General features: G+C 74.4%; 15 protein-coding genes. 5 read left to right on the forward strand and 10 right to left on the reverse strand.

What is annotated here, in order from left to right:
• Positions 1 to 43: 43 nt before the first annotated feature.
• Positions 44 to 1,156: a ferrochelatase gene (locus RM572_RS06190; protein WP_311672261.1), complete on the reverse strand. Its 1,113-nt coding sequence runs from the start codon at positions 1,154 to 1,156 to the stop codon at positions 44 to 46.
• Positions 1,157 to 1,282: 126 nt separating this feature from the next.
• On the opposite strand from RM572_RS06190, the gene RM572_RS06195 reads away from it, so the two are divergent.
• Entirely contained in the window at positions 1,283 to 2,602 is a 1,320-nt protein-coding gene (locus tag RM572_RS06195; RefSeq protein WP_311672262.1) for a D-arabinono-1,4-lactone oxidase, read from the forward strand.
• A gap of 415 nt (positions 2,603 to 3,017) precedes the next feature.
• A complete protein-coding gene (sepH, locus tag RM572_RS06200) occupies positions 3,018 to 4,085 on the forward strand; it encodes a septation protein SepH (protein ID WP_311672263.1) in 1,068 nt (355 codons plus the stop codon).
• Positions 4,086 to 4,152: 67 nt separating this feature from the next.
• Here sepH and RM572_RS06205 read toward each other — a convergent pair whose 3' ends face one another.
• Positions 4,153 to 4,983 (reverse strand): sulfurtransferase, encoded by an 831-nt coding sequence (locus RM572_RS06205; RefSeq protein WP_311672264.1) that lies wholly within the window; start codon positions 4,981 to 4,983, stop codon positions 4,153 to 4,155.
• Between the two features lie 127 nt (positions 4,984 to 5,110).
• Between RM572_RS06205 and RM572_RS06210 the strand changes: the two genes are divergently transcribed.
• Entirely contained in the window at positions 5,111 to 5,920 is an 810-nt protein-coding gene (locus RM572_RS06210) for a VOC family protein (RefSeq protein ID WP_311672265.1), read from the forward strand.
• Between the two features lie 21 nt (positions 5,921 to 5,941).
• Here the strand turns inward: RM572_RS06210 and RM572_RS06215 are convergent, their stop codons facing one another.
• The 4 genes from RM572_RS06215 to RM572_RS06230 all read right to left on the reverse strand — a co-directional run bounded on the left by RM572_RS06215 (position 5,942) and on the right by RM572_RS06230 (position 11,643).
• The gene (locus RM572_RS06215; protein ID WP_311672266.1) at positions 5,942 to 6,730 is read right to left on the reverse strand and encodes a thymidine kinase; all 789 of its coding nucleotides are present in this window, start codon (positions 6,728 to 6,730) and stop codon (positions 5,942 to 5,944) included.
• A 112-nt stretch (positions 6,731 to 6,842) separates the two neighbouring features.
• Complete coding sequence (locus tag RM572_RS06220; protein WP_394813532.1) at positions 6,843 to 8,060, reverse strand: alkaline phosphatase family protein; 1,218 nt, start codon at positions 8,058 to 8,060, stop codon at positions 6,843 to 6,845.
• Complete coding sequence (locus RM572_RS06225) at positions 8,057 to 8,656, reverse strand: DUF5998 family protein (RefSeq protein WP_027763157.1); 600 nt, start codon at positions 8,654 to 8,656, stop codon at positions 8,057 to 8,059. Before RM572_RS06225 ends, RM572_RS06220 begins: the two co-directional genes overlap by 4 nt.
• A 137-nt stretch (positions 8,657 to 8,793) precedes the next feature.
• Complete coding sequence (locus tag RM572_RS06230) at positions 8,794 to 11,643, reverse strand: bifunctional acetate--CoA ligase family protein/GNAT family N-acetyltransferase (protein ID WP_311672267.1); 2,850 nt, start codon at positions 11,641 to 11,643, stop codon at positions 8,794 to 8,796.
• Positions 11,644 to 11,723: 80 nt separating this feature from the next.
• Here RM572_RS06230 and RM572_RS06235 point away from each other — a divergent pair, with 80 nt between their 5' ends.
• Positions 11,724 to 12,041, forward strand: coding sequence for an HPr family phosphocarrier protein (locus RM572_RS06235; protein ID WP_311672268.1), 318 nt, complete (start codon positions 11,724 to 11,726; stop codon positions 12,039 to 12,041).
• Between the two features lie 55 nt (positions 12,042 to 12,096).
• Here the strand turns inward: RM572_RS06235 and RM572_RS06240 are convergent, their stop codons facing one another.
• From RM572_RS06240 to RM572_RS06250, 3 genes are all read right to left on the reverse strand, one after another.
• Complete coding sequence (locus RM572_RS06240; protein WP_311672269.1) at positions 12,097 to 12,897, reverse strand: M23 family metallopeptidase; 801 nt, start codon at positions 12,895 to 12,897, stop codon at positions 12,097 to 12,099.
• Between the two features lie 202 nt (positions 12,898 to 13,099).
• Positions 13,100 to 14,470, reverse strand: a complete 1,371-nt coding sequence (locus tag RM572_RS06245; protein WP_311672308.1) for a M16 family metallopeptidase — start codon at positions 14,468 to 14,470, stop codon at positions 13,100 to 13,102.
• 29 nt (positions 14,471 to 14,499) lie between these two features.
• Positions 14,500 to 15,852, reverse strand: a complete 1,353-nt coding sequence (locus tag RM572_RS06250) for a M16 family metallopeptidase (protein WP_311672270.1) — start codon at positions 15,850 to 15,852, stop codon at positions 14,500 to 14,502.
• A 211-nt stretch (positions 15,853 to 16,063) separates the two neighbouring features.
• On the opposite strand from RM572_RS06250, the gene RM572_RS06255 reads away from it, so the two are divergent.
• Positions 16,064 to 18,517, forward strand: coding sequence for a DNA gyrase/topoisomerase IV subunit A (locus RM572_RS06255; RefSeq protein WP_311672271.1), 2,454 nt, complete (start codon positions 16,064 to 16,066; stop codon positions 18,515 to 18,517).
• On the opposite strand, the gene RM572_RS06260 is transcribed toward RM572_RS06255, so the two are convergent.
• The gene (locus RM572_RS06260) at positions 18,514 to 19,656 is read right to left on the reverse strand and encodes a CobW family GTP-binding protein (protein ID WP_311672272.1); all 1,143 of its coding nucleotides are present in this window, start codon (positions 19,654 to 19,656) and stop codon (positions 18,514 to 18,516) included. The two genes, RM572_RS06255 and RM572_RS06260, sit on opposite strands and share 4 nt — an antisense overlap.
• Between the last annotated feature and the right edge of the window lie 115 nt (positions 19,657 to 19,771).

The following is a 19,771-nucleotide window of genomic DNA, read 5'->3' on the forward strand; positions in this document are numbered from 1 at the left end:
GGTCACGGTGCTCGTGCTCCTCGTCGTCGGGGTCGGGCGGGGGTCAGGCATACGGGCTGTCCGCACCGGCCGCGGCGGGTTTCGGCGTGCGGGCCGGGCAGCAGCCGGCCGGGCACACGTCGTGGCTCGGCCCGAGGGTGCCGAGCGCGCAGCGCCGCGGCCGTTCGCCGCGTTCGGTGGCGGCCCGTTCCCGCACCAGTTCGCGGACGGCCGCGGCGAAGCGCGGATCGTCGCCCACGGTCGCCGAGCGGGCGGCGGGCAGTCCCAGTTCCTCGGCCTTGGCCATGGCCTCGGTGTCGAGGTCGTACAGCACCTCCATGTGGTCGGAGACGAAGCCGACGGGGATCATGACGACCGCGGGCGCACCGGAGCCGTGCAGGTCCTCCAGGTGGTCGCACACGTCCGGCTCCAGCCAGGGCACCTGCGGCGAGCCGCTGCGCGACTGGTAGACGAGCCGCCAGGGCCGGTCGACGCCGGTGGCCTCCCGTACCGCTGCGGCGATCACCCGGGCCGCGTCGAGGTGCTGGGCGACGTACGCGCCGCCGTCCGGGCCGGAGGTCTCGGCGGACGCGGTGGGGATGGAGTGGGTGCAGAAGGCGAGGTGGGCGCCGTCGCGCACGGCCTCCGGGAGCCTGCCGAGGGCGGCGAGGACGCCGTCGGTCACCGGGTCGAGGAAGCCGGGGTGGTTGAAGTAGTGGCGCAGCTTGTCGACGCGCGGCGGCGCCAGGCCCTCCGCCTCCAGTGCGGCGAGCGACTCGGCGAGGTTCTCGCGGTACTGCCGGCAGCCGGAGTAGGAGGCGTAGGCGCTGGTGGTGAGCACCAGGACGCGGCGCGCGCCGTCCCGGACGACGTCGCGGAGGGCGTCGGTGAGGTACGGCTCCCAGTTGCGGTTGCCCCAGTGGACCGGGAGACGGAGTCCGTGCGCGGCGAAGTCCTTGCGCAGCGCCTCCGCCAGTGCCCGGTTCTGCGCGTTGATGGGGCTGACCCCGCCGAACCGGTAGTAGTGCCGTCCGACCTCCTCCAGGCGTTCCCGGGGGATTCCGCGGCCCCGGGTGACGTTCTCCAGGAAGGGCACGACGTCCTCGGGGCCCTCCGGGCCGCCGAAGGAGAGGAGGAGCAGGGCGTCGTAGGGGCGGGCATCGAGCGCGTCGGACATGTCCTCGATCCTGCCACCCGGGCCGCCCCGAACCGCGCACGGCCCGTGAGTATGATCCCCGCAGCCGCAGGGGGCGGCCCGTGCGCACGGTCCGTACGAGGAGTCCGCAGCAGGAGGGGGTCGGGTATGCGCGCACCGAGCAGGGGCGGCTCGCCGACGTGGCGGAACTGGGCGGGGAACGTCGGGATGCGTCCGGTCCGCACGGTGGCGCCGTCCTCGACGGCGGCGCTGGCCGAGGCGGTGCGCCGGGCGACGGAGGACGGCCTGCCGGTGAAGGCGGCGGGCACCGGCCACTCCTTCACCACGGTCGCGGCGACGGAGGGTGTGCTGCTGCGCCCGGAGCGGCTGTGCGGGGTGCGGAGCATCGACCGGGCGGCCGGCTCGGTCACGGTCGCGGCGGGCACGCCGCTGTGGCAGCTCAACGAGACCCTCGCCGGCGAGGGTCTGTCGCTGACCAACATGGGCGACATCATGGAGCAGACGGTGGCCGGGGCGGTGAGCACCGGCACGCACGGCACGGGCCGTGATTCGGCGGGACTGGCGGCGCAGGTCGTCGGGCTGGAGCTGGTGCTCGCGGACGGCTCGGTCCTGCGGTGCTCGCCCGAGGAGAACGCCGACGTGTTCGCCGCCGCCCGCGTCGGTCTGGGCGCACTCGGCGTGATCAGCGAACTCACCTTCGTCGTCGAGCCGTTGTTCCTGCTCACCGCCCGGGAGGAACCGATGCCGTTCCGGCGGGTGACCGAGGAGTTCGACCAGCTCGCGGCGGAGAACGAGCACGTCGAGTTCTACTGGTTCCCGCACACCGAGCACTGCAACACCAAGCGCAACAACCGCAGTCCGGGCCCCCCGAGGCCGCTGCCCCGCGTGCGCGGCTGGGTGGACGACGAACTGCTGTCGAACGGCGTGTTCCGCGCCGTGTGCGCACTGGGCCGGGCGGTGCCGGGAACGGTTCCCGGGACCGCCCGGATCGCCGGCCGGGCGCTGTCCGCGCGCAGCTACACCGACGTCCCCCACCGGGTGTTCACCACGCCGCGGCGGGTGCGGTTCCTCGAGATGGAGTACGCGCTGCCGCGCGAGGCCGGGATGGCGGCGCTGCGCGAACTCCGGGCTCTCATCGAGCGGTCGGACTTCCGGGTGAGCTTCCCCGTCGAGGTGCGCACCGCGCCGGCCGACGACATCACCCTGTCGACGGCGAGCGGGCGGGACAGCGTCTACCTCGCCGTGCACATGTACCGGGGGGCGCCGCACGAGGCGTACTTCACGGCCGCGGAACGGATCATGACGGCGCACGGCGGGCGCCCGCACTGGGGAAAGCTGCACACGCGGGACGCGACGTGGCTGGCGGAGGCGTACCCGCGGTTCGGGGAGTTCCTGGCGCTGCGTGACCGTCTCGACCCGGGGCGGGCGTTCGGCAACGACTACCTGCGCCGGGTGCTCGGGGACTGACTGAGCGGAGTCGGGCGGGACACCGCCACTCCCCAGAGGCCGGATCACATCCTTCCGCTTGTGTCGATCTAGTGAATATCCGGACGACTCGAGGCGGCGCGCGACGGCTCGCCGAGCCCTTGAAGCCCCGCGCGTACGGGAGTTCGGCGGCGCGTCACCCCCACCCGGATGGTCCGAATGGAGTAGTGTGACGAGCCCTGGCCTCGGCCCCGACCCTGGCTTCGCCGCCCAGCGTGACAGCCCGTCACGTTGAGTGGTCAACGTGTCACCGTGCCATACCGGCGGAACGGGACCGGGGCTCGACACGCCGGGCGAGTCGGCAAGGTTGTGGCAGGCTGCACCCGGGCAGGCCACACTCGTCCAAGCGGGAGCAGCGACGCACGTGACGTCGGCAGGCACCACCGGGGAGGTTCCCATGCCCGAACTGCGTGTCGTGGCCGTCAGCAACGACGGCACACGGCTGGTGCTCAAGGCTGCCGACAACACGGAATACACCCTTCCGATCGACGAACGGCTGCGCGCTGCGGTGCGCAACGACCGTGCGCGCCTGGGGCAGATCGAGATCGAGGTGGAGAGCCACCTGCGCCCCCGGGACATCCAGGCCCGGATACGAGCCGGCGCCACCGCCGAAGAGGTCGCGCAGATGGCCGGCATCCCCGTCGAGCGGGTCCGCCGCTTCGAGGGCCCGGTTCTGGCCGAGCGCGCGTTCATGGCGGAGCGCGCCCGGAAGACCCCCGTGCGTCGCCCGGGCGAGAGCACCGGCCCGCAGCTCGGCGAGGTGGTGGCCGAGCGGCTGCTGCTGCGCGGCGCGGACAAGGACACCGTGCTGTGGGACTCCTGGCGCCGGGACGACGGCACCTGGGAAGTGGTGCTCGCCTACCGGGTCGCCGGCGAACCGCACTCGGCCGGCTGGACGTACGACCCGCCGCGACGGCTGGTGCAGGCCGTGGACGACGAGGCGCGTTCGCTCATCGGCGAGACCGACGACACCCCCGAGCCGAGCTTCCCCTTCGTGCCGCGCATCGCGCGACTGCCGCGGGACCGCGGGGACCGGGGCGAGCGCGGGGACCGGCCGGAGCTGGAACCCGCCGCGCTGCCGCCCGCGTCGGCCGACGGCGCCCCCGCGGAAGCCGCCGACTCGCTGACCAGTCTGCTGGAGGCGGTGCCGAGTTTCCGGGGCGACCTGGTCGTGCCCGAGCGGCCTGCCGCCGTGCAGTCGGCCGACGCGGAGGAGGACGGCACCGCCGTCGCGGACCGGGAGTCCGACGAGGACCGGGAGCAGATCGATCCGCCCGCCCCCGCGGCCAGCGCGGGCTCCGCCTACGCGGACGTGCTGATGCCCCGTTCGGTGAAGGCGCACCGCGAACGGCTCACCGGGAACACCGACCGGCAGGCCGAGGCGGACGGCGTCCGGCCCGGTCGGCGGGCCGCGGTGCCCAGCTGGGACGAGATCGTCTTCGGCACGCGGCGCAAGAAGGAGTGACCGGGCGGCCGGCCGCTCCCCGCGCGGACTTCTCGCGGAGGCGCGGGGCCGGCCGCCCGGACCGGTCTCAGCCCGCTTCCGGGCCGGTGGCCACCGGCCGCGCCGGATCGGCGGTCCACTCGCTCCACGAGCCCGGGTAGAGCGCGGCGTCGATTCCCGCCTCGGCGAGCGCCAGCAGTTCGTGCGCGGCCGACACGCCGGAGCCGCAGTACACGCCGACCTCGGTGCCCGGTGTGACGCCGAGCGCGGCGAAGTGCGCGGCGAGTTCCGCGGCCGGGCGGAAGGTGCCCCGGTCCGTGACGGTCGCGGTGGTGGGCGCGGAGAGGGCGCCGGGGATGTGTCCGGCGACCGGGTCGAGCGGCTCCACCTCGCCGCGGTACCGCTCGCCGGCACGGGCGTCGAGCAGCGCCCCGCGGCGGGCGAGCTCCGCCGCCGCGTCCGCGTCCAGCGTGGGCAGGGAACCGGGCACGGGCGCGAAGTCGCCCTCGGCGGGCTCGGGCAGGTCCTTCGTCAGCGGCCCGTCCCAGGCCGGGAGGCCGCCGTCCAGCACGCGCACGTCCGGGTGCCCGGCCCAGCGCAGCAGCCACCAGGCGCGCGCGGCGGCCCACCCGAGGCCCCCGTCGTAGGTGACCACGGGACGGTCGGCGGTCACGCCGGCGCGGCGCATCGCGGCGCCGAACACCTCCGGCGCGGGCAGCGGGTGGCGTCCGGTGCCCGGCCCCACGGGCGCGGCGAGTTCGGTGTCCATGTCGACGTAGACGGCGCCCGGCAGGTGGCCTTCGGCGTAGGCGGGGCGGCCGGGCGGGCCGCCGGGGACGTAGCGGACGTCGAGCAGCACCGGCGGCCGGGGACCGGCCAGTTCGGCTGCCAGCGCGGAGGCGGTGAGGAGTGCGGTCATGACGCCATCCTCCCGCAACGGCGTCGCGCCGTCCCGCGCCTCCGCCCGCGCCAAGGGACCGGATGGCACAATCCACCGCACGGGTACACGGAAGAGACCGCACCGACGATGGTCAGGGGAGCAGCAGATGACGCAGACAGTCAGCGCGCGGCAGCGCCGGCAGACTCCGGGCACGCCGTGCTGGGCCAGTCTCATGGTGCGCGACCTCGACCGGAGCCGGGACTTCTACCAGGGCCTTTTCGGCTGGGAGTTCACCGCCGGACCGCAGCAGCTCGGCCCGTACGTCAGGGCGGTGCTCGACGGGCGCGAGGTGGCCGGGCTCGGCGAGACTCCGGCCGGCCGGCGCTTCCCGGCCGCCTGGACTCCCTACCTGGCCAGCGACGACGCCGACGAGACGGCGGGCCTCATCCGGCTGTGCGGCGGTACCGTCGCCGTGGGCCCGCTCGACTTCGGCGACACGGGGCGGCTGGTGGTCGCCGCCGATCCCGGCGGCGCCGCGTTCGGCGTCTGGCAGAGCGACGAGGACACCGGCCTCCAGGTGGTGGAGAACGCCCCGGGGACGCCCGTGTGGTTCGAGCTGCTGACGCACACGACCGCGGGGCCGGGTGCCTTCTACCCGTCGGTGTTCGGCTACGGGACCGAACCCGACCCGGACGGCGACGAGCAGGACCGGCTGACACTGCTCGTCGGAGACCGGCCGGTGGCGACCGTGCGCGGCACGGACGGGGCCCGGCCGTCGGCGCACGGACCGCACTGGAAGACCTGCTTCGCCGTCCGCGACGCCGAGGACACGGTGCGGCGGGCCCGGGAACTGGGCGGCCGACTCGTCCGGGAGCCGCATCCCACGCCGTACGGCGTGCGGGCGACGGTGGCGGACGCCGAGGGGGCGGAGTTCAGCGTACGCGAGCAGCCGGGTGCGGCCGGCGGGGCGGCCTGAAGGGGCGCGGGACCGGCCGTCTCAGGTGGGTGAGCCTCCGGGCCCCCGCACGCCCTCGGGCGCCGGGACCGAGCCGTTCACGGGGGCCGAGCCGTTCGCGGGGGCCGAGCCGTTCACTCCGCCCGGAACCGGGCCCGGTGGCGGGGGCCCGGCCACGGCGTCCACGGGCAGAACGTCCGGGGAGAGCGTCGCGGCACCTGCCGTCACCGCCGTGAGCCGGCGGCGGTGGTGGCGCCTGCACAGCACCTCGTAGCCGATCTCCGCGGCCGGGCCGCCGCGTCCGCCGATGTCCCCGACGACGACCTGCGCACCCTCCACCACCATGCGCCCGCCGACCGTACGGGCGTTGTGGGTGGCGCGGGCACCACACCAGCACAGCGCCTCGACCTGCAACACCTCGATACGGTCGGCCAGTTCCATCAGCCGCTGGGAGCCGGGGAAGAGCTTGGTGCGGAAGTCGGTGGTGATGCCGAAGGCGTACACGTCTATGCCGAGGTCGTCGACGATGCGGGCCAGCTGGTCGACCTGTTCCGGGGAGAGGAACTGCGCCTCGTCGGCGATCACGTAGTCGCTGCGGCCGCCCGCGGTCAGGTGCCGGACGAGGTGCAGGTGGAAGTCGAAGTCCTCGTCCGCCTCGACCGCCTCCGTCACCAGGCCGAGGCGGGAGGACAACAGCCCCTCCCCCGCCCGGTCGTTCCGGGTGAAGATCATGCCCTGGAGGCCGCGTGCCGACCGGTTGTGCTCGATCTGGAGGGCCAGGGTGCTCTTGCCGCAGTCCATCGTGCCGGAGAAGAAGACCAGCTCGGGCATGGAGAAGACGGACCTTTCGGGGTCGGGGGCGGTGGGCGGTCGCAGTCGCGGTGGCGGTGGTGGCGGTGGGGCGTGACGGTGGGGACGTGAGGGTCCGTCGTGCGGCGTTGCGCTAGGTGCGGACCTCCAGCAGCGGGACCATCTGCTCCGCGCTGGTCGCGGAGCCGTGCATGCCGATCAGCGCCGACTCGTTGGGCTCCCGCCGGGTGGCGACCACCGCGGCGTTCCCGTTCATCGCGACGACGACATCGCCGAGCCGGTCGCGGACGCGGTCCTCCACCCGAGGGCCGAACCAGCCGAGTGCGACGGCCTCCTCCCGGGTGGCGACCCAGGCCTGGCCTGCGAGCACCTCGCGCCAGACGTCGGCGACGGCGCCCGCCGCGCCGGGCACCGCGTACAGGTGCCGCATGCGTCCCTCGCCGCCGAGCGAGGCGACGCCGGCGGAGAGTTCCCAGTCCTCGTCGAAGTCGAAGCGGAACTGCGGGCTTTCGGGTACGTCGACCATGCCGTGGTCGGCGGTGACATAGAGCGCGGAGCGGGGCGGCAGCTGCTCGGCGAGGCGCTGGGCGAGCCGGTCGACGTACTGGAGCTGGCCGCGCCAGGCGTCGGAGTCCATGCCGTAGCGGTGGCCGTGACCGTCGAGTTCGGCGTAGTAGGTGTACACCAGGGTGCGGTCGGCGGCGCCGAGGCGTTCCGCGGCGGTGTCCATCCGCTCCTCCGCGGCCAGCCGCCCGTGGAAGGTGCCGCCGGAGAGGGCCACCGTGGTCAGCGGGGTGTGCTCGAAGTGCGGCGCGGTGACCTGGCAGGTCGCCACGCCGGCGGCGTGGGCGAGGCGGAAGACCGTGGGGTGCGGCTGCCACAGGTGGGGGTCCGTCCACGGGCGCCAGCGCAGCTGGTTCATCAGCGTGCCGGTGTCCGGGTTCCGGACGGTGTAGCCGGGCAGGCCGTGCGCGCCGGGTGGGAGGCCGGTGCCGACCGACGCCAGCGAGGTGGCGGTGGTGGAGGGGAATCCGCTGGTGAGCGGGCGTCCGCTGCCGCCCAGCGAACTCGGCAGCAGCGAGGTGAGGAACGGCGCCTCCTCGGGGTGGGCCGCCAGGGCCTCCCACCCCATGCCGTCGACCAGGAACACGCAGACCCGGTCGGCCGGCTCCAGCGGGAGACCCGCCTCCAGGCCGGGCACCCCCAGTCCGGAGGCGAGGGTCGGCAGCAGGTCGGCCAGCGAGCCGTCGCCGTAGCGGGGAACGGGAGCGGTGCGCGGATCCAGTGGGGCCGCCTCGTCGGCCGGGTGGGGGTCCTCCGGGACGGGTCGCGCCGTGTGCGGCGGTGTCACCGGTGGGCACCCGGGCGGGCCGCCGCCGTCGCCTCGGAGAGCGCCTGCGCGAAGGCCAGCGCCTGCCGTACGGTCTCCGGCCCGTCGCCCGCCTCGCTCACCCGGAGGGAGAGGTCGTCGGCCGTGGTGGAGCCGGTGTAGCCGTGGTCCGCCTCGCAGTTGGGGTCGCCGCAGGCCGCGGGCTCCAGGTCGATGCGGGAGACCGCGCCCCAGCCGATGGTCAGCACCACCTCGCGCGGCAGGGTGCCGGGGGTGTAGGACTCCGGGTCGGCGACGACGCGGGAGAGGACGACGGAGGCGATCCGCTCCAGCTTCACCGACTCGGTGGAGGTGGTGGCGTACGGCGAGGCGGAGGTGCCGTCGGCCGGCTGCTCGTCGGTGTGGCTGACCAGGAAGCGGGTGCCGGTGAGGACGAGGACGGTGACGTGCCGGCGGATCTCGTTGGAGTCGAACGTCGTCTCCTGGTGCACCAGGTAGGACGACACGGGTTCGCCGCCGACGGCCGCCTCGACCGCCTCGGCGACGAGGGCGGGGTAGTAGCCGCTGCGCTCGATCGCGGAGCGCAGTCCCTGGGTCGTCGTACCGGTCTTCGCCATGCGGACCATCCTAGGGCCTGCGAGGGAAGGTTCTGCCGGTCCGTACGGCGGCGCTCGCTCCGCCCGGCCGGTATGCCGCGGGGCCGGGCGGGCGGCACCCGGGACGGCGGCCGGGTCCGGCGGGGGCGGCGGCCCGGTCAGTACGCGGGCAGGGTGCGGCGGCCGAGGTCGCCGCGCGGCGGCGGTTCGGCGACCCGTACGGCTGCGCCCAGCACGGTCAGCCCGCGCGGCGCCACCACCACCGGCTCCAGATCGACCGCGACGATCCGCGCGTGGTCGTCGAGCAGCCGCGAGACGCGCAGCAGCAGGTCCTCCAGCGCGGCGGTGTCGACCGGCTGCGCCCCCCGCCAGCCGAAGAGGAGGGGGGCCGCGCCCAGGGACCGGACCAGCCCCTGGACGTCCCGGTCGGTGGCGGGGACCAGGCGGTGCGCCGTGTCGCCGAGCAGCTCCGACGGCGCCCCGGCGAGGCCGAAGGACAGCACGGCGCCGATCGACGGGTCGACGGCCGCGCGGACCACGGTGTCCACGCCGCGCGGTGCCATGGCCTGCACGACCGGCCGCAGCTCGGCGGGCTTCCCCAGGGACGAGGTCAGGTCGGCGTACGCCCGGCGGAGCTGGTGCTTGCTCGCCACGTCCAGGCGTACGCCCCCGAGGTCGGCACGGTGCCGCAGGTGCGGGGCGGTGGTCTTGAGCGCCACCGGGTAGCCGAGCCGGCGGGCCGCGGCGACGGCGTCGTCCGCGGAGGCGGCGGGCAGGGTGGGCTGGACGGCGATGCCGTAGTGGCCGAGCAGCTCGGCCGTCCCGGCCTGGCCCAGCGGCAGGCTGCGGTGCAGCCCGGACTCGGCGGCGGCCACCGTCGTGGGCCGGGCCTCACGTGCTGCCGCGGGGTGGGCCGTACGGACGCCGGGGTCGTCCTCCCCGGGCCCGTCGCCGCGGGTGGCGCGGGCGACCAGCCGGGCGGCGGCCCCTTCGTCCACGTCGAACTGCGGGACGCGGCCCGGCTCCTGTGCGTCGCGGCGCCATGCGGCGTGCCGCACGGCGTGGGCGAGGGCGCGCACCGCCCGTTCCGGTGAGGGGTAGCTGGGGATGCCCCGGGCGGCCAGCGCCTCGTCGAGCCCGGCGATCGCCAGATGCACGACGGCCAGCGGCTTCTCCGCACCGGATGCGGCGTCGGCCAGGGCCTCGGCGAGCGACCCGACCGGCACCTCGCCGACGCCGGGGATGGCGGTCACGACGACCGCGTCGGTCTGCGTCTCGGCCAGCGCCTCGCGGACCGCCTCCCGGAAGTCGCCCGCGGTGGCGGCGGTGGTGAGGTCGCGGGCCGGCAGCGGGCGCAGTCCGTCGGTGAGGCAGGCGTCGTGGGTGAGCAGGCTCAGCGACTCGGTGTTGCCGAGCAGCGCGACGCGCGGCCCGGCGGGCAGCGGCTGCGACGCCAGCAGCGCTCCCGCGTCCACCTGCTCGGTCACGGTGTCGACGGTGATCACCCCCGCCTGCCGCAGCAGTGAGGACACGGTGGCGGCGGGCGTACGGGAGGCCGGTGCGGCGTGCCCGGGCGGCGGGGCGCTGCCGCTGTGCCGGGCGCCCTTGACCACGACGACGGGCTTGCGGACGGAGATCCGTTTGGCGAGACGGGTGAACTTCCGCGGGTTGCCGATGGATTCCAGGTACATCAGCGCGACGTCGGTGTCCGGGTCCTCGTCCCAGAACTGGAGCACGTCGTTGCCGGAGACGTCGGCGCGGTTGCCGGCGGAGACGAAGGTGGACAGGCCCGCGCCGCGCCGGTGCAGCCCTTCGAGCAGCGCGATGCCGATCGCGCCGGACTGGGTGAACAGACCGACCCGCCCCCGCCGGGGCATCTGCGGCGACGGTGTGGCGTTGAGCCGCACGTCCGGGGCGGTGTTCATGATGCCGAGCGCGTTCGGCCCGATCACGCGCATGCCGTACGAGCGGGCGTGGCGGACGAGTTCGCGCTGTCCGTCGCGGGTGAAGTCGGCGGAGAGCACGACCAGACCCTGCACGCCGTGTTCGCCGCAGTCGGCGACGACATCGGCCACCTGTGCGGCGGGGACGGCGACGACGGCGAGGTCGACGCTCTCCGGCACGTCGCGGACCGAGCGGAACGCGGCCGCGCCGCCGAGGTCGAGGGCGCGGTCGGGTGACGGGTCGAGCGCGTGGTTCACCGCGTACGTGCGCCCGGTGAACCCGGCGGCGCGCAGACTCTCCAGCACCGTGCGCCCGGCGCCGCCGGGGGTGCGGCTGACGCCGACGACGGCGACCGAGGCAGGGGCGAGCAGGCGCTGCACGGAACGGCCCTCGGCGCGCTGCTCACGGGCGTGCATGACGGCGAGGGAGGCTTCGGTGGGCTCCAGGTCGAGCGTGAGGTGGACGGAGCCGTCCTCGAAGCTGCGGCGCTGGGAGTAGCCGGCATCGGTGAACACCTTGATCATCTTGGTGTTGGCGGGCAGCACCTCGGCGATGAAGCGCCGGATGCCGCGTTCGCGGGCCACCGTGCCCACGTGCTCCAGCATGGCCGAGGCGAGGCCCCGCCCCTGGTGGGCGTCCTGGACGAGGAAGGCGACCTCGGCCTGGCCCGCGGGGGCGGCGTCCTGCGGCACGCCGTCCCCGGTGCCGCCACCTGTGCCGTCCCCGGTGCCGGTGCCGGTCGGAGCGGTGTGGGCGGGGCGGCCGTCGTCGTCGATGCGGTCGTACCGGACGGTGGCGATGATCTCGCCACGGACGGTGGCGGCGAGCCCGACCCGGTCGACGTAGTCGTGATGCGTGAACCGCCGCACGTCGCGGTCGGAAAGACGTGGATACGGCGCGAAGAAGCGGTAGTACTTGGACTCGTCGGAGACCTGCTCGTAGAAGGCGACCAGCCGGCCCGCGTCGTCGGGCGTGATGGGCCGGATCCGGGCCGTGCCGCCGTCGCGGAGCACGACGTCGGCCTCCCAGTGGGCGGGATACGCCCGGTCCGCCGGAGTCTGCATGAGTGACAGCGTACGGCCGGGTGCGGCGTAGTGTCGTAGGCCAGCACCCGGGTTCCGAGTCGTGGGGAGGGGAGAGCGGGATGGCCGAGCGCCGTGTCACCGTCGGCTGGCAGGAGGGCCTGCACGCCAGACCGGCCGCGATGTTCTCGCGGGCGGCGATGGCCACCGGAGTCCGGATGACCGTACGGAGGCCGTCCGGCGACGGGACCGGGGGTGACGCCGACGGGGACGGCGCGCCCGCCGTGGACGCCGCTTCCATGCTGGGCGTCATGGCGCTGGGCGCCGAGCGGGGCGACGAGATCGTGCTCGCCTCCGAGGGCGACGGGGACGCGGACCACTCCGCCCTGGACCGGCTCGCCCGGATGGTCGCCGAGGGCCTCGACGAGCTGCCGGCGTAGGCACGGCGCGGCCCCCGCCCGCTGCTGCGCGAGCGGTCCCGAGCTCCCGGCCGGGTCAGACGTCGACGCCGTGTTCGCGAAGGTAGGGCAGCGGGGCGATGTCGGAGCCGTAGTCGGGGCCGGTGCGCACCTCGAAGTGCAGGTGCGGGCCGCTGCTGTTGCCGGTGGAGCCGGAAAGCCCCACCCGATCGCCCGCACCGACCCGGGCGCCGGACGCGACCGTGACGGACGACAGGTGGCCGTACTGGGTGTACGTGCCGTCGGCGTGGCGGACGACCACGTTGTAGCCGTAGGCGCCGGACCAGCCCGCCTCCACGACCTCGCCGGCGGCGACGGAGCGGACCGTGGTGCCGGACGCGGCGTGGAAGTCCACGCCGGTGTGGCTGCCGGAGGACCACATGGCGCCGCCCGCGCCGTAGGCGGTGGAGACGTGGGAGCCGGCGACCGGGGCGACGTAGCGGTGCAGGGCGGCGCGTTCGGCGGCGCGGGCCGCGCGGCGGCGTTCCCCCTCCTCGCGCTCGCGCTCGGCCCGGGCGGCCGCCTTCCGGGCCGCCTCTTCGGCCGCCGCCTCCGCGGCGCTGCGCTGGGTGCGCGCCTGGTCCGCGATGCGGCCGGCGAGGGAGTCCGACACGGCGGCGGCCTGCGTCAGACCGGTGTCCGGGCGCCCGGAGGCTTCCTCGGCCGCAACGGCGGGTGTCGCGGGTGCGGCGGCGGCCGGGGCGGCGAGGGAGCCGGCGACGCTCGCGGTGGCGAGTCCGGCCACGCCGGCGATGCGGGCGCCCGCACGGCAGGCGCGGCCCGGCCGGCGGTGCTTGCCCGGGGTGCGCTGCCTCCCGGGGCCAGTGGTGGTCGCCATGCTGCGGCGGGCTCCTCTCCGGCTGCACGCGGGCCGCGGCGGCGGCGCCTGCTGACGTGAGCCGGAGGGACGCTAATCAGGACATCTGCCAACAGCCAAACCGAATCGGCCGATTGTCGCGCATGCCACAGCACAGACCGGGCATCTCGCCCCCGAAGCGGACAGAGCGCGGCTCAGGCGTGCGTGCGCGCGGGACGCGCCCTCAGGTGCCGGGGACGACGGTCACCTCGCCGATGCCCAGTGCGCGCACCGGGTCCGCGATCTGTCCGGCGTCGCCGACGAGGACGCAGACCAGACGGTCCTCGGGGAAGGCGTTGACGACGGCGGCGGTGGCCTCGACCGTGCCCGTCTCGGCGAGGCGGAGGTACAAATTCGCCTGGTAGTCGTCCGGGAGGTGCTGTTCCACCTGGTCGGCGAGGGTGGCGGCGACGGCGGCGGCCGTCTCGTACCGCAGCGGGGCCACGCCGACGAGGTTCTGCACGGCGACGTCCCGCTCCTCGTCGTCGAGGCCGTCGGCGGCGAGGGTGCGCAGCACCTGCCACAGGTCCGCGAGGGCGGGACCGGTCACGTCGGTGGCGACGGAACCGCTGATGGCGAGCATCGCCGCCCCCGAGCCGTCCGGCGCGGAGCGCAACACCTGGCCGAAGGCGCGGACACCGTAGGTGTAGCCCTTCTCCTCACGCAGCACGCGGTCCAGACGGGACGTCAGGGTGCCGCCCAGGCAGTACGTGCCGAGGACCTGCGCGGCCCAGACGCGGTCGTGCCGGTCGGGGCCGATGCGGCCGATGAGCAGCTGGGTCTGCACCGCGCCGGGCCGGTCGACGATGACGACGCGGCCGGTGTCGTCGGCGGTGACGGCCGGGACCGGCCGAGGCTCGGTCGTCGAGCCCGTCCAGGCGCCCAGGGTGTCGGCGACGGCCTGGTCCAGGTCGACGCCGGTGAAGTCGCCGACCACGACCGCGGTGGCCGTGGCGGGACGCACGTGCGCCTCGTAGAAGGCGCGGACGGCCGCAGCGTCGATGCGCTGCACCGTCTCCTCCGTGCCGAGACGGGGGCGGGAGTGCCGGGACGCGGCCGGGAAGAGCTGCCTGGCCAGTTCCTTCGCGGCGCGGCGGGCCGGGTTGGCCAGCTCGTGCGGGATCTCGTCCAGGCGGTTGCGGACCAGCCGGGAGACCTCGTCGTCGCGGAAGGCGGGAGCGCGCAGCGCGTCGGCCAGCAGGCTCAGCCCCTTGTCGAGGCGGGAGGCCGGGACCTCCAGGGAGACCCGTACGCCGGGGTGGTCGGCGTGCGTGTCCAGGGTGGCGCCGCAGCGCTCCAGCTCGGCGTTGAAGGCCTCGGCGTCCAGCTTGTCGGTGCCCTCGGCGAGCGCGCGGCCCATGATGTTGGACACGCCGTCCAGGCCCTCCGGCTCGGCGTCCAGCGGGGCGAGCAGGTTGACCTCGACGGCGACGACCTTCTGGCCGGGCCGGTGGCAGCGCAGCAGGGTCAGGCCGTTGGGCAGGGTGCTGCGGTCGGGTGCAGGGAAGGCCCACGGCTTGGGCTCGCCGCCGCGGGGGCGCGGGTGGAAGTCCATCGTCATGCCTGGGGTGTTGGCGGCGTCGCTCACTGGCCGGTCTCCTCGGCTGCGGTCTGGTCCCCGTCCTCGGACGCGGTCTCGGGCGTGGTCGGCTCGTACACCAGGACGGCGCGGTTGTCCGGCCGGAGCCGGGCGGCGGCGACCTGGCGCACCTCCTCGGCCGTGACCTCCAGCACCCGCTGCACGGCGGTCAGCGCGAGCTGCGGGTCGCCGAACAGCACCGCGTAGCGGCAGAGTTCGTCGGCGCGGTCGCCGACCGTGGCGAGCCGGTCGAGCCACTCGCGCTCCAGCTGCGCCTGGGCGCGCTCCATCTCCTCCTCGGTGGGTCCCTCGGCCGCGAACCGGGCGAGCTCCTCGTCGACGGCCGCCTCGATGTCGGCGACCTCGGTGCCCGCGGACGTCTTCACGTCCAGCCAGCCCAGCGAGGGGGCGCCGGCGAGGCGCAGCAGGCCGAAGCCGGCGCTGACCGCGCTCTGGTCCCGGCGGACCAGGCGGTTGTGCAGCCGGGAGGACTCGCCGCCGCCGAGGGCGGTGAGCGCGAGGTCCGCGGCGTCGCACTCGCGCAGGCCGTCCTGCGGCAGCCGGTAGACGGACATCAGGGCGCGGGCCGGCACCTCCTCGCGGAGCACCTGCCGCTGCTGCTCCCCCATGATCTCGGGCAGGGCGCCGTCGCGCGGCGGCTGCTTGCCGTCGTGGCCCGGGATGGAGCCGAAATACTTCTCGATCCAGCCGAGCGTGGCCTCCGGGTCGATGTCGCCGACCACGGACAGCACCGCGTTGTTCGGCGCGTAGTAGGTGCGGAAGAACTGGCGCGCGTCCTCCAGGGAGGCGGCGTCCAGGTCGGCCATGGAGCCGATCGGGGTGTGGTGGTAGGGGTGGCCGTCGGGGAAGGCCATGGCGGTCAGCCGCTCGAAGGCGGTGCCGTAGGGCACGTTGTCGTACCGCTGACGGCGCTCGTTCTTGACCACGTCGCGCTGGTTCTCCATGGACTCCTCGTCCAGGGCGGCCAGCAGCGAACCCATCCGGTCGGCCTCGAGCCAGAGGGCGAGCTCCAACTCGTGCGCCGGCATGGTCTCGAAGTAGTTGGTGCGCTCGAAGCTGGTGGTGCCGTTGAGGGAGCCGCCGGCGCCCTGGACCAGCTCGAAGTGGCCGTTGCCCGGCACCTGCTTCGAGCCCTGGAACATCAGGTGCTCGAAGAGGTGGGCCAGGCCCGTACGGCCCTTCACCTCGTGCCGGGAGCCCACGTCGTACCAGATGCAGACGGCGGCGACCGGCGTCAGATGGTCCTCGGAGAGCACCACGCGCAGGCCGTTGGCCAGCCGGTGCTCGGTCGCGGTGAGCCCGCCGGTGGAAGGCGGGGGCGTGGCCGTGTGACCCATGGGCCGCTCAGTCCCTTCGATCGCGAGAGGTGATTCTTTCCGTCACTGTATGCAAGCGCTCCGACTGTCCGCGAAGTTCCCGTACGGTACGTGCCCAGGACCTTCCCCGCGCGACCGGTTGTCGGACCCGCGGGCCACAATGGTCCGCGTCAGTCTCAGCTCTCCCTGACCCAGCTCGTCAGACCACCCGGACGAAGGAGCGCTCGCCGCGATGGCCCGCCGCAGTACGAAGACCCCGCCGCCGGACGACTTCGAGGAGCGCATCCTCGACATCGACGTCGTCGACGAGATGCAGGGCTCCTTCCTGGAGTACGCCTACTCGGTCATCTACTCGCGCGCCCTGCCGGACGCCCGCGACGGCCTGAAGCCCGTGCACCGCCGCATCCTGTACCAGATGCACGAGATGGGCCTGCGCCCCGAGCGCAGCTACGTCAAGTGCGCCCGCGTGGTGGGCGAGGTGATGGGCAAGCTGCACCCGCACGGCGACTCCGCGATCTACGACGCGCTGGTGCGCATGGCGCAGTCGTTCTCGATGCGCGTGCCGCTGGTCGACGGGCACGGCAACTTCGGTTCGCTGGGCAACGACGACCCGCCGGCCGCGATGCGCTACACCGAGTGCCGGTCGGCCCCGGCCTCGGGACTGATGGTCGAATCGATCGACGAGGACACCGTCGACTTCGCGCCGAACTACGACGGCAGCGAGCAGGAGCCCGTCGCGCTGCCGTCGGCCTACCCGAACCTGCTGGTCAACGGCGCGTCCGGGATCGCGGTCGGCATGGCGACCAACATGGCGCCGCACAACCTGGGCGAGGTCGTCGCCGCGGCCCGGCACCTGATCCGTCACCCGGGCGCCGACCTCGAGACGCTGATGCGCTTCGTGCCCGGCCCCGACCTGCCCACCGGCGGGAAGATCGTCGGACTGGACGGGATCCGGGACGCGTACGAGAAGGGGCGCGGCACCTTCAAGATGCGCGCCACCGTCGCCGTGGAGCAGGTCACCGCACGGCGCAAGGGCCTGGTCGTCACCGAGCTGCCGTTCGCCGTGGGTCCGGAGAAGGTCGTCTCCAAGATCAAGGACCTCGTCAACGCGAAGAAGCTCCAGGGCATCGCGGACGTCAAGGACCTCACCGACCGCGAGCACGGGCTGCGGCTGGTCATCGAGGTCAAGAACGGCTTCAACCCGGAGGCCGTGCTCACGCACCTGTACAAGCTGACGCCGATGGAGGAGACCTTCGGCATCAACAACGTCGCCCTCGTCGACGGGCAGCCCCTGACCCTCGGGCTCAAGGAGCTGCTCGAGGTGTACGTCGACCACCGCTTCGAGGTGGTGCGGCGGCGCAGCGAGTTCCGGCGCAGCAAGCGACGCGACCGGCTGCACCTGGTCGAGGGCCTGCTCGTCGCGCTGCTCGACATCGACGAGGTCATCCGGCTCATCCGGGGCAGCGAGAACGCCGCCGAGGCCAAGCAGACGCTGATGGAGCGCTTCGGACTCTCCGAGGTGCAGACGCAGTACATCCTCGACACCCCGCTGCGGCGCCTGACCCGCTTCGACCGCATCGAGCTGGAGAGCGAGCGCGACCGGCTGCGGGAGGAGATCGAGGAGCTGACGCGCATCCTGGATTCGGACGCCGAGCTGCGCAAGCTGGTCTCCTCCGAACTGGCCGCCGTCGCCAAGAAGTACGGCACCAAGCGCCGCACCGAGCTGCTGGACTCCGCCGAGTCGCCGGTCACCGCCGTCCCCCTCCAGGTCGCCGACGACCCGTGCCGTGTGCTGCTGTCCTCCACCGGCCTGCTGGCCCGTGCCGAGAACGGCACCGCGGACACCGGAGCGGGCGCGGAGGCCAAGCGCGTCAAGCACGACGTGATCGTCTCGGCCGTTCCCGCCACCACCCGCGGCGAGATCGGCGCGGTCACCTCGGCCGGGCGGCTGCTGCGGCTGGCGGTGGTGGACCTGCCCCAGCTCCCGGAGACCGGAGGGCCGCCGAACCTCTCCGGAGGCGCTCAGGTGTCGGAGTTCCTGACGCTGGCGGCGGACGAGTCGCTGATCTGCCTGACGACATTGGACGAGTCCTCACCCGGGCTGGCGCTCGGCACCGCGCAGGGCGTCGTCAAGCGTGTCGTGCCGGACTATCCGGCGCACAAGGAGGAGCTGGAGGTCATCTCGCTCAAGGAGGGCGACCGCGTCGTCGGCGGCGCCGAACTCCGCACGGGCGAGGAGGACCTGGTGTTCGTCTCCAGCGAAGCCCAGCTGCTGCGGTACCCGGCGGGGCAGGTGCGGCCGCAGGGCCGGGCGGCCGGCGGCATGGCCGGCATCAAGCTCGCCCCGGACGCGAAGGTCCTCTCGTTCACCGCGGTCGATCCGTCGGCCGACGCCGTGGTGTTCACCGTCGCCGGTTCGCACGGCACCCTCGACGACTCGGTGGCCACCGCCAAGCTCACCCCGTTCGACCAGTTCCCGCGCAAGGGCCGGGCGACCGGCGGCGTGCGCTGCCAGCGGTTCCTGAAGGGCGAGGACTGCCTGACCATGGCCTGGGCGGGACCGGCGCCCGTCCGCGCGGCGACCCGCACCGGCGCTCCGGCCGAGCTGCCGGAGCCGGACCCGCGCCGGGACGGCTCCGGTGTGCCGCTGGCCAAGCCCGTCGCGGCGCTGGCCGGGCCGGCTTAGGGCTGGAACGGCTCGGGGAGGACGAGTTCCGCCTCGTCCAGGTCGTCCCACGCGTCACCGGGCTCCTCACCCGTCTCCGACGGCCCCGTCGCGTCCTTCGCGGCGGGGTCGTCGACGTACCGCAGGACGCCCCACATCGCGCGCGGATCGGCGGGGGCTGCGGGGTCGGCCCTGCACGCGTCGAGCCCGTCACGGAGCGCGGGGCCGTCCACGCCGGTGCCGATCAGCACCAGTTCGGTGCCCGCGGACCCGGGCCCGGCCCGCTCCACGGGCGCGAACCGCAGGAAGCCGCCCACCGCGTGCACCGCGTAGCGCCGCTCCGGGTCGGCGTCGCCGAAGTCGACGAAGCCCTTGATCCGGTAGACGCCCGGAGGACGCCGGTCCAGGAACTCCAGCAGCCGGCGGGGGTCCACAGGCTCCCGGGTGCTGAACTCCACGCTCTGGTAGGCCGCGTGGAGGTGGCCGGCGTGGTCCCCCGCGGACTCGTCGCCGGCGCGGAGCAGCGCGTCGAAGGAGAGCTGTTCGGCGGCCGGCCGACGGCGCTCCGGCGGGTCGAAGAGCAGGCCCGGGTCGATCCGCCCGTAGGCGGCGCGCACCACCGGACCACCGGGGCCGAGTTCCCGCAGGCTCGCCTCCAGGGTCTCCAGCGTCCCGGGGTCGGCACGGTCGGTCTTGTTGAGCACCACCAGGTCGGCGGCCCGCAGATGGCGGTCCAGTTCCGGATGGCGTTCCCGTGTCGCGGGGTACTCGGCGGCGTCGACGACCTCCACCAGCCCGCCGTACACGATGTGCGGATTGCGGCTGGCGAGGATCATCCGGATCACCGTCTCGGGCTCGGCGAGCCCGCTCGCCTCGACCACGACGACGTCCATCCGCGCGGACGGCCGCGCGAGGACGTCCAGCACACCGTCCAGGTCCTCGGTGTCGACGGCGCAGCACAGGCAGCCGTCGCCGAGCGACACCATGGAGTCGACCTGCCCGGCGACCGTCATCGCGTCGATCTCGATGCTGCCGAAGTCGTTGACGACGGCGCCGATACGGGTGCCGCCGCTGCGCCGCAGCAGGTGGTTGAGGAGGGTGGTCTTGCCGGAGCCGAGGAAGCCGGCGAGAACGACGACCGGAATCCGGCGGGTGACCACGGGGACCTCCAGCGTGTCGGGACGGGGCGGGCGGGGCCCGATCGTAGTCGAGCCACTGCGGTCGGTCGCAGCCCGGCCGTGGGGACGCGGCCCGGGGAGTGACCTGGAACAGGTT

It is taken from the genome of Streptomyces hazeniae (assembly GCF_031845485.1).
Lineage (GTDB): Bacteria > Actinomycetota > Actinomycetes > Streptomycetales > Streptomycetaceae > Streptomyces > Streptomyces hazeniae.